Source organism: Roseovarius sp. W115 (assembly GCF_032842945.2).
In the GTDB taxonomy this organism is placed as follows: Bacteria; Pseudomonadota; Alphaproteobacteria; order Rhodobacterales; family Rhodobacteraceae; genus Roseovarius; species Roseovarius rhodophyticola.
In genome coordinates this window covers 98,036-104,239 of sequence record NZ_CP146607.1, presented here as the reverse complement: position 1 = coordinate 104,239, position 6,204 = coordinate 98,036, and the positions used below count along the sequence as shown (strand labels likewise).

At 58.6% G+C, this 6,204-nt stretch carries 5 protein-coding genes; 1 reads left to right on the top strand and 4 read right to left on the bottom strand.

From position 1 onward, the window contains the following. Positions 1 to 164 precede the first annotated feature (164 nt). The 3 genes from RZS32_RS18945 to RZS32_RS18935 all read right to left on the bottom strand — a co-directional run bounded on the left by RZS32_RS18945 (position 165) and on the right by RZS32_RS18935 (position 3,488). Positions 165 to 1,418 carry a Fic family protein gene (locus tag RZS32_RS18945; protein ID WP_339106925.1) on the bottom strand — a complete coding sequence of 418 codons (1,254 nt, stop codon included), beginning with the start codon at positions 1,416 to 1,418 and terminating at the stop codon, positions 165 to 167. 490 nt (positions 1,419 to 1,908) lie between these two features. Continuing rightward, entirely contained in the window at positions 1,909 to 2,538 is a 630-nt protein-coding gene (scpB, locus tag RZS32_RS18940) for an SMC-Scp complex subunit ScpB (RefSeq protein ID WP_317054356.1), read from the bottom strand. Beyond that, on the bottom strand, positions 2,535 to 3,488 hold the full coding sequence (locus tag RZS32_RS18935; RefSeq protein WP_317054357.1) for a DUF1403 family protein: 954 nt from the start codon (positions 3,486 to 3,488) through the stop codon (positions 2,535 to 2,537). Before RZS32_RS18935 ends, scpB begins: the two co-directional genes overlap by 4 nt. A 125-nt stretch (positions 3,489 to 3,613) precedes the next feature. Here RZS32_RS18935 and RZS32_RS18930 point away from each other — a divergent pair, with 125 nt between their 5' ends. Continuing rightward, positions 3,614 to 4,711, top strand: a complete 1,098-nt coding sequence (locus tag RZS32_RS18930; RefSeq protein WP_317054358.1) for a tyrosine-type recombinase/integrase — start codon at positions 3,614 to 3,616, stop codon at positions 4,709 to 4,711. Between the two features lie 12 nt (positions 4,712 to 4,723). On the opposite strand, the gene repC is transcribed toward RZS32_RS18930, so the two are convergent. After that, positions 4,724 to 6,019 carry a plasmid replication protein RepC gene (repC, locus tag RZS32_RS18925; protein ID WP_317054359.1) on the bottom strand — a complete coding sequence of 432 codons (1,296 nt, stop codon included), beginning with the start codon at positions 6,017 to 6,019 and terminating at the stop codon, positions 4,724 to 4,726. Positions 6,020 to 6,204: the final 185 nt, after the last annotated feature.

The window sequence follows — 6,204 nt, the reverse complement described above, 5'->3', positions numbered from 1 at the left end:
GTTCAAGTGTCGATACAGATGCTGTTCTCGATTGGTTCAAACCGTACCCCACTTTTCATATTTCAAAGAGTAGTGAATGGACGACAATTAGCCCTATCTGGTTTTGTCAAAGGCTTCGCCTGCATCAGAGAAAAACGTCATCGAACCCCAGCTTTCGGTCAGTTTTAATGCGTTGCAAGCGATCCTGACCAGCGCATCCGATCCTCAACCAACTGAGCGAACGGTACGATGTTTCCCCCAACACTCGCGCATTCCAGCGCCGACATGTATGCTGCTCGATGATCAACATCGATGACTGTCCAAGAGTAGCCGCCGGATGCGAACATTGCGTTCATCAAAAACCGCGCCATCCGTCCGTTGCCGTCAGGATAAGGGTGGACATAACCAAGCAACCAGTGACCCAGGACGGCGCGAACTGCTGCGGAATCCTCATTCTCGAGCCGTTCGAACAGTGTCGCCATACCGTCGGCAATCGCTTCTACCCGCGGCGGCGTGTGTCTCGAACCCCGTAAATAGACGGGATGATTGCGGTAGCCCGCCAATGCGCCTGCCTTCAAGATGCCAGCTGTCACAGACGGGCGGAACAGCTCTTCAAACCACGCGTCATGATCCAGTCTAACCACCTGCCCCGCCGGTTCTCCATATAGTATTTTCTCTATCGAAGCCCGGACGGCTTGAAAGGCTTGCCAGTAGCCGCTGGCGGCAAGCGCGTCGACATCCTTCCTGTGTTCCGCGTTTCCAAGAGGGTCAAAGGACCCTTGCCGCACTTGCTCGATCAACTCCTCGGTGACGGAATAGCCTTCGATCGACAGCGAGTGATAGGCATCATTGACATAGATGTCGTCGATCTTCGCAAGATAAGCATCCTTGTCGTCTGGCATACCTGGTTCGTCCGGAAATATCTCCACGATGGCATCGCGATGGGTGTCCCATGCCGCATTGATCCTAGCCGCGAGTGGTGAGCTGCCGACCTCAAGAGGCATCACTTGGGCAACATCCGCGAAAGGATCCCTTTCCCGGACATCATAGTCAGCGGCCTTCATCTTCTTGAGAATGGTGTCAGCCTCACTATCGCGTCCCACGCGACGCAAAGCACCCGCGATCCGCCCTGCCGCCAAAACGTGACCACCATCAAGTAATTTGACAAGCAGAGGACCTGTGTTCTTCAAACCGCTCAAGACAATTTGCGCTTCCATTGCGTAGGATCGGTAGAATGCTTCGGGGGCGTTGATCAGTGCCGCTTCGACGGACAGAACAAACAGCCCGTCTTTTGTTGCGATGTCACTCTTCGGAGGCAGGTCCTTCTTGAGGTCGTACAGCGAGGTGTCGAACGGCAGCACCGTGTTGTTGCCAGACCCCTTGGGTGTCCAAACGATCACTTGCTTCGGAATGTGCGTACTCTCGGCATGCAAAAGCAAAGATTGCTCAGACGAGAAGCACCACTCCAGACCATAGCGTTCGTGGCAGTACCGGCGGCAGAAATCCCAGAACGATGTGTACCAAAAGGTTGAGTCATGCGGTTTGTCCTGTGGTCGGGTCACGATCAGCCAACCCAAAATGACATCGCTCAGGAAGCCATTCTTCTTGAGCCTTTCTCTGTGGGTTCGGCTGAGCTCACTGCTCCGCAGGACGTTGCCGTGTTCCGCTTGTCGCTCCTTGAGAAGTTCCAGCGAGGCTGCAAGTTTTTCGTTCGGGGACGCCATTGTACGAGGGCCACATTCCTAAAGTAGTTGTCGGTGATTCACGCGTATTCATTTTCGTTCATTTACACGTAAAGTGTGTAGTTTGTATACACGTTTTTTATGTTGTGCAAACACACGTAAAATCTGCTGTGCATTTGCACGTAAAACCTGCTCACATCTCCGACTGATTGAAAGTCAAAGCCCGACCAATTGAAAGCGAAGAGCTTCAGACTTGAACTGTCTGTGTCGCCTCATCTGCGTTTCCAACACCCAAATCCAACTCTGGCAGGTCGCGCAATGTCTGCAAATCAAACGTCACCAAAAACGTCTCCGTCGTCACGAAGGTATGCGGCGCGCCCGGCCGCGGTGAACGTGGGCCGCTCGCGATCAAGTCTTTGTAGCGCAGCCGTGCCAGCAGATCTCGACTGACCTCTTTGCCGAAGATGTCCTTCAATCCCGCCCGGTCAATCGGCTGGTGGTAGGCGATGGCGCAGAGCACACCCATCTCCATCTCTGTGAAGGCGAGCGCCTGGTCTCCAAGATCGGCGGCCGCCTTGATGGCATCGGCGAACTGGGTCCGGGTGCGGAACATCCAGCCGCCCGCTACCTGGGCGAGCTCGTATGGGCGCCCAGAGAGTTCGGCCTGGATGTCGTCGATCAGTATCTCGACGGAGACCCCGTGCCCCACCACGCGCGCTAGGTCGTCGCGACCCACCGGTGTCGCGCTGGCAAACAACACAGCCTCGATCCGCCCCATCCATTCGCGCCAGCGCAGATCCTGCGGCAGCTCGTCGAGTTCGCGGTCGAAGACCGCTGCGTCTTCGTCGGCAAACTTCCTTTTGGCAGCAACACTCATGGCGCAATCCCGTAGAGCCGGAACGTCGGGCGACCGGTCAGCTCTTTTGCAACCCCGAGCTCGACAAGCCGATCGCAGAACCGCCGCGCCGCGCGGTCGGTCATCGGAATGGTGGTCCCTTGGACATGCGGTGAAAGCATCGACGCCGGGGCCACGGCAGCCTCGGCCAAGAACAGGTCGACGGCAGCGTCCGATCCTTTCGACCGGAGTTTTGGAGCCACAGCACGAAGCGCTTCGGCGCGACGGGCTAGGTCCCGCGCAAGTCGGATCTTCTCTTCGATGGACTCCAGGATCCGTGTCTGCGCCACTAGCTCGGCCTCCTGCCCTTCTGCGACCAGGTCCCGCAGCGCCGTCTTGGTCAGGTGCTGTGCCGTGATCGGCAACACGATTTTCCAGTTCAGCGCACGTGCAAGGACGATATCAGACAACAAACAGGCAACCCGCTCGGCTCGGTCATCGGCCTCCAGAACGAAACGAAGAACAGCCACACATCCGGCCAACGGCCCATGGGTCCTGGCCCGCTCTAAACCCGCATCAAGCCAGACGTCCACTTCGCCCGCGAAGTCCGCATCAACGAAGTCGGCGGTCTCTCCGGCCCCGCCTGCCCGCAAGCGTGCACCTTCGCGCCAGAACGCCAACAGATCGCCATCCGGGCCGCGCGCTTCGCCCGACGGCGTCAGGTGGTAGGCGTCGCGAATATCCGCCTCTCGCGCCAGCCGTCCTTCCAGTTTTGACGTCGCCGTCGCCGCGCTCAGGGCCAGCCGGTTCGCGAGCAGTTTGACCGGCACGCCATGACGTTGATCACTTACGAGCTGATCAAGCACCGTCAGCGCCGCGCCAGACCGAAAAGCCACAGTTTCAAGGGTTTCCGCACGCCCGGAGGTGACCCACGAAGGCAGCTTCGGTAGGGTATCTAAGTCGTTAGAGATGGTCGTGGACTGATAGGTCATACCACAACACTATCCTGTCACGGCGCTTTTGCCTACCATATAGTGCATAAACCGCCCCACCCTGCAGTGTTCTGCTATGTCCAATAAGTTTGCCTTATCGGACGTTAAAGAATATACTCAGCGACATGTCAGGAAACATCGAGAAATCGCGCTCAGAGCCAAAAGCTGGGCCTCCACCCAACGAAAGCGACGAGAGAGACCCGCCTACTGGCGAGACTCTGACTCTCCCTTCCCATGTGGCAGGGTCCGGCAACCTCGATCGGCTGGTAGACACCGCCCGGGACTACGCGGTGGCCTCGACGGCCGAGAACACCAATAAGGCCTACGCCGCCGATTGGAAGCACTTCGCACGCTGGTGCAGGCTGAAGGGAACGGATCCCCTGCCCCCGTCACCGGAGATGATCGGACTTTATCTGACCGACCTGGCCGCGCCGACCAATGGATCCCCTGCCCTTTCAGTGAGCACCATAGACCGCCGCCTGTCCGGCCTAGCCTGGAACTATGCGCAGCGTGGGTTTTCACTCGATCGCAAGGACCGCCACATCGCCACCGTGCTGGCTGGAATCAAGCGCAAGCATGCGCGCCCGCCAGTACAGAAAGAGGCTATCCTGCCCGAGGATATCCTCGCCATGGTCGCCACCCTGGGTTTCGATCTGCGTGGACTCAGGGACCGGGCAATCCTGCTGCTCGGATATGCCGGCGGACTGCGGCGTAGCGAAATCGTCAGCCTTGATGTCGGGAAAGACGACACCCCGGATTCTGGCGGCTGGATTGAAATCCTGGACGACGGCGCGGTTCTGACGCTGAACGCAAAGACCGGTTGGCGCGAGGTGGAAATCGGACGTGGATCCTCGGAACAAACCTGCCCGGTCCATGCGCTCGAGCAATGGCTGCACTTTGCGAAGATCGACTTCGGGCCGGTCTTCGTGCGCACCTCGCGCAACGGCAAAATGGCCCTGGAAGCGCGTCTATCGGACAAACATGTCGCCCGTCTCATCAAAACCACCGTGTTGAAATCCGGCATCCGCGCCGAGCTGCCCGAGAAAGACCGCCTGGCGCAGTTTTCCGGCCACTCATTGCGCGCGGGTCTGGCCAGTTCAGCGGAAGCCGACGAACGTTATGTCCAGAAGCAGCTCGGGCACGCCTCGGCGGAAATGACCCGCCGCTACCAGCGCCGCCGGGACCGGTTCCGGGTGAACCTGACCAAGGCCGCGGGGCTCTGATCCGCTGCCCCATTACGCCGCCTGTCCGCTGAGCCTGCCATAGAAGCTGCGCTCAAGATGCAACTCCCCTGCCCCGGCTTTTTGGACAATCCCTCGCAGATAGCCGCCGGGAGAAGCCACTTCACCGGCGCAATGCTTGTCGAAGGTAAGAACCAGCGCTGCCGTGGCGATTTGAGGCCCAAGTCTGTCTTGCGCGAGGTTCCAGGCATGCTCCGAGACGCCAATCATCGGTCTCAGCTGCACGGCAACCCGGTGCAGATCGCCCCAATCCTTCAAATACCCGCCCATGTTGCGTGCCCAAGTCGCGAATTCGGGACAAGCCTGCATCACTGTCGGCAAATCAAGCGCTGCACCGCGTTTCTTGCGGGTTTCGTCCACCCAATCTTCCAACTCCCTATCCACTTGCTCTTCCGGTATCGCATTGGGCACTACGCCCGCCGCGTTCTCTTTTTTAGAGCATTTACAGGTTACAGGATTAAGTTGGTTTGTAATTAGTATATGAGGGTCAGAAATGTCCTCCCTGGGGTTCATTTCTTGAGTCTGTTCAGTAACTTGTTCGCTGGTTTCAGCCGCGTTTTCCACAACCACATTTGCCCGCGTTGCCTTGAGGTAAGCCGCCTCGACGCGTTCTTGGAGTTCCCTAAACCAGGCCAGGAGGCGTTCGAGCGTCTCAGAGGCCACAATGCGGCGTGGCAGGCGGTCCAGGAGCTCTTCGAAGTGGTCGGTGAACTGCGCCCACGGACCTCTCAGCGCGCCGCTGACGGCTGACTCGATCCGCGCGCGGATCATCCGGCGCGCAACCGTGACCTGGCGCTTCAGGCGCTGGCAGAGCTCACGCTCGGCCTGCAATTCGGCTTGGAGCTGCTCGAACTCTTCGACGCGAGCCGATAGCGGCGACAGATCGAAGCCATAGGCCTCGATGATCACGCCGTCCGCGTCCCGGCGGCCCCAGCGTTTGCCATTGGGGCTGTCCTTGAAGGAGATCACGCCGATCTCGGCCAGGCGTCGTGCGTGGCGTTTGAGCGCCGAGAGCGAGAAGCCTGTTTGCTCCATCAGATAGGCATTGGACGCCCAAACGATCGGACGACGCCCCTCTTCCCAGTCCTGGGCCTGTGTGAAGGCCCCAAGCGTATCCAGAAGCAGCATGTCGCCGGCCTTGAGGCCAATATGAGCGCCCACGCGCTTCACGGCCACAAAGGCCTGTGTTTTGGGTACAGCTACCCGTTCACCGGCTTGGGCAAGTTGCTCAGCGACGGCGAGTCCGGCCGTTGCTTTACGCCATCCCGAAGATTGGTTGATGTTGGACATACCTTCCCCGTTCTGAGGCATGCCTGTCCCAGTCGCTCCGTGCGGAGCATCGTTGAATTTTTTCATTTTTTGCCAGCAGACAAAGAAAACCTATTCGCTCAGGAGCGTTTTCTCTTGTGTGATGATTCGGTGACTGCTAGATTCTAGGTGTCTAATCTAAGAATTGCGCTCTGCGCAGCAGCCCT

What these genes read in the sequence shown, in the direction of transcription:
- scpB (WP_317054356.1), bottom strand. Translation starts at nt 2,538, where the DNA reads ATGAGTGTTGCTGCCAAAAGGAAGTTTGCCGACGAAGACGCAGCGGTC.
- RZS32_RS18935 (WP_317054357.1), bottom strand. Translation starts at nt 3,488, where the DNA reads ATGACCTATCAGTCCACGACCATCTCTAACGACTTAGATACCCTACCG.
- RZS32_RS18930 (WP_317054358.1), top strand. Translation starts at nt 3,614, where the DNA reads ATGTCAGGAAACATCGAGAAATCGCGCTCAGAGCCAAAAGCTGGGCCT.
- repC (WP_317054359.1), bottom strand. Translation starts at nt 6,019, where the DNA reads ATGTCCAACATCAACCAATCTTCGGGATGGCGTAAAGCAACGGCCGGA.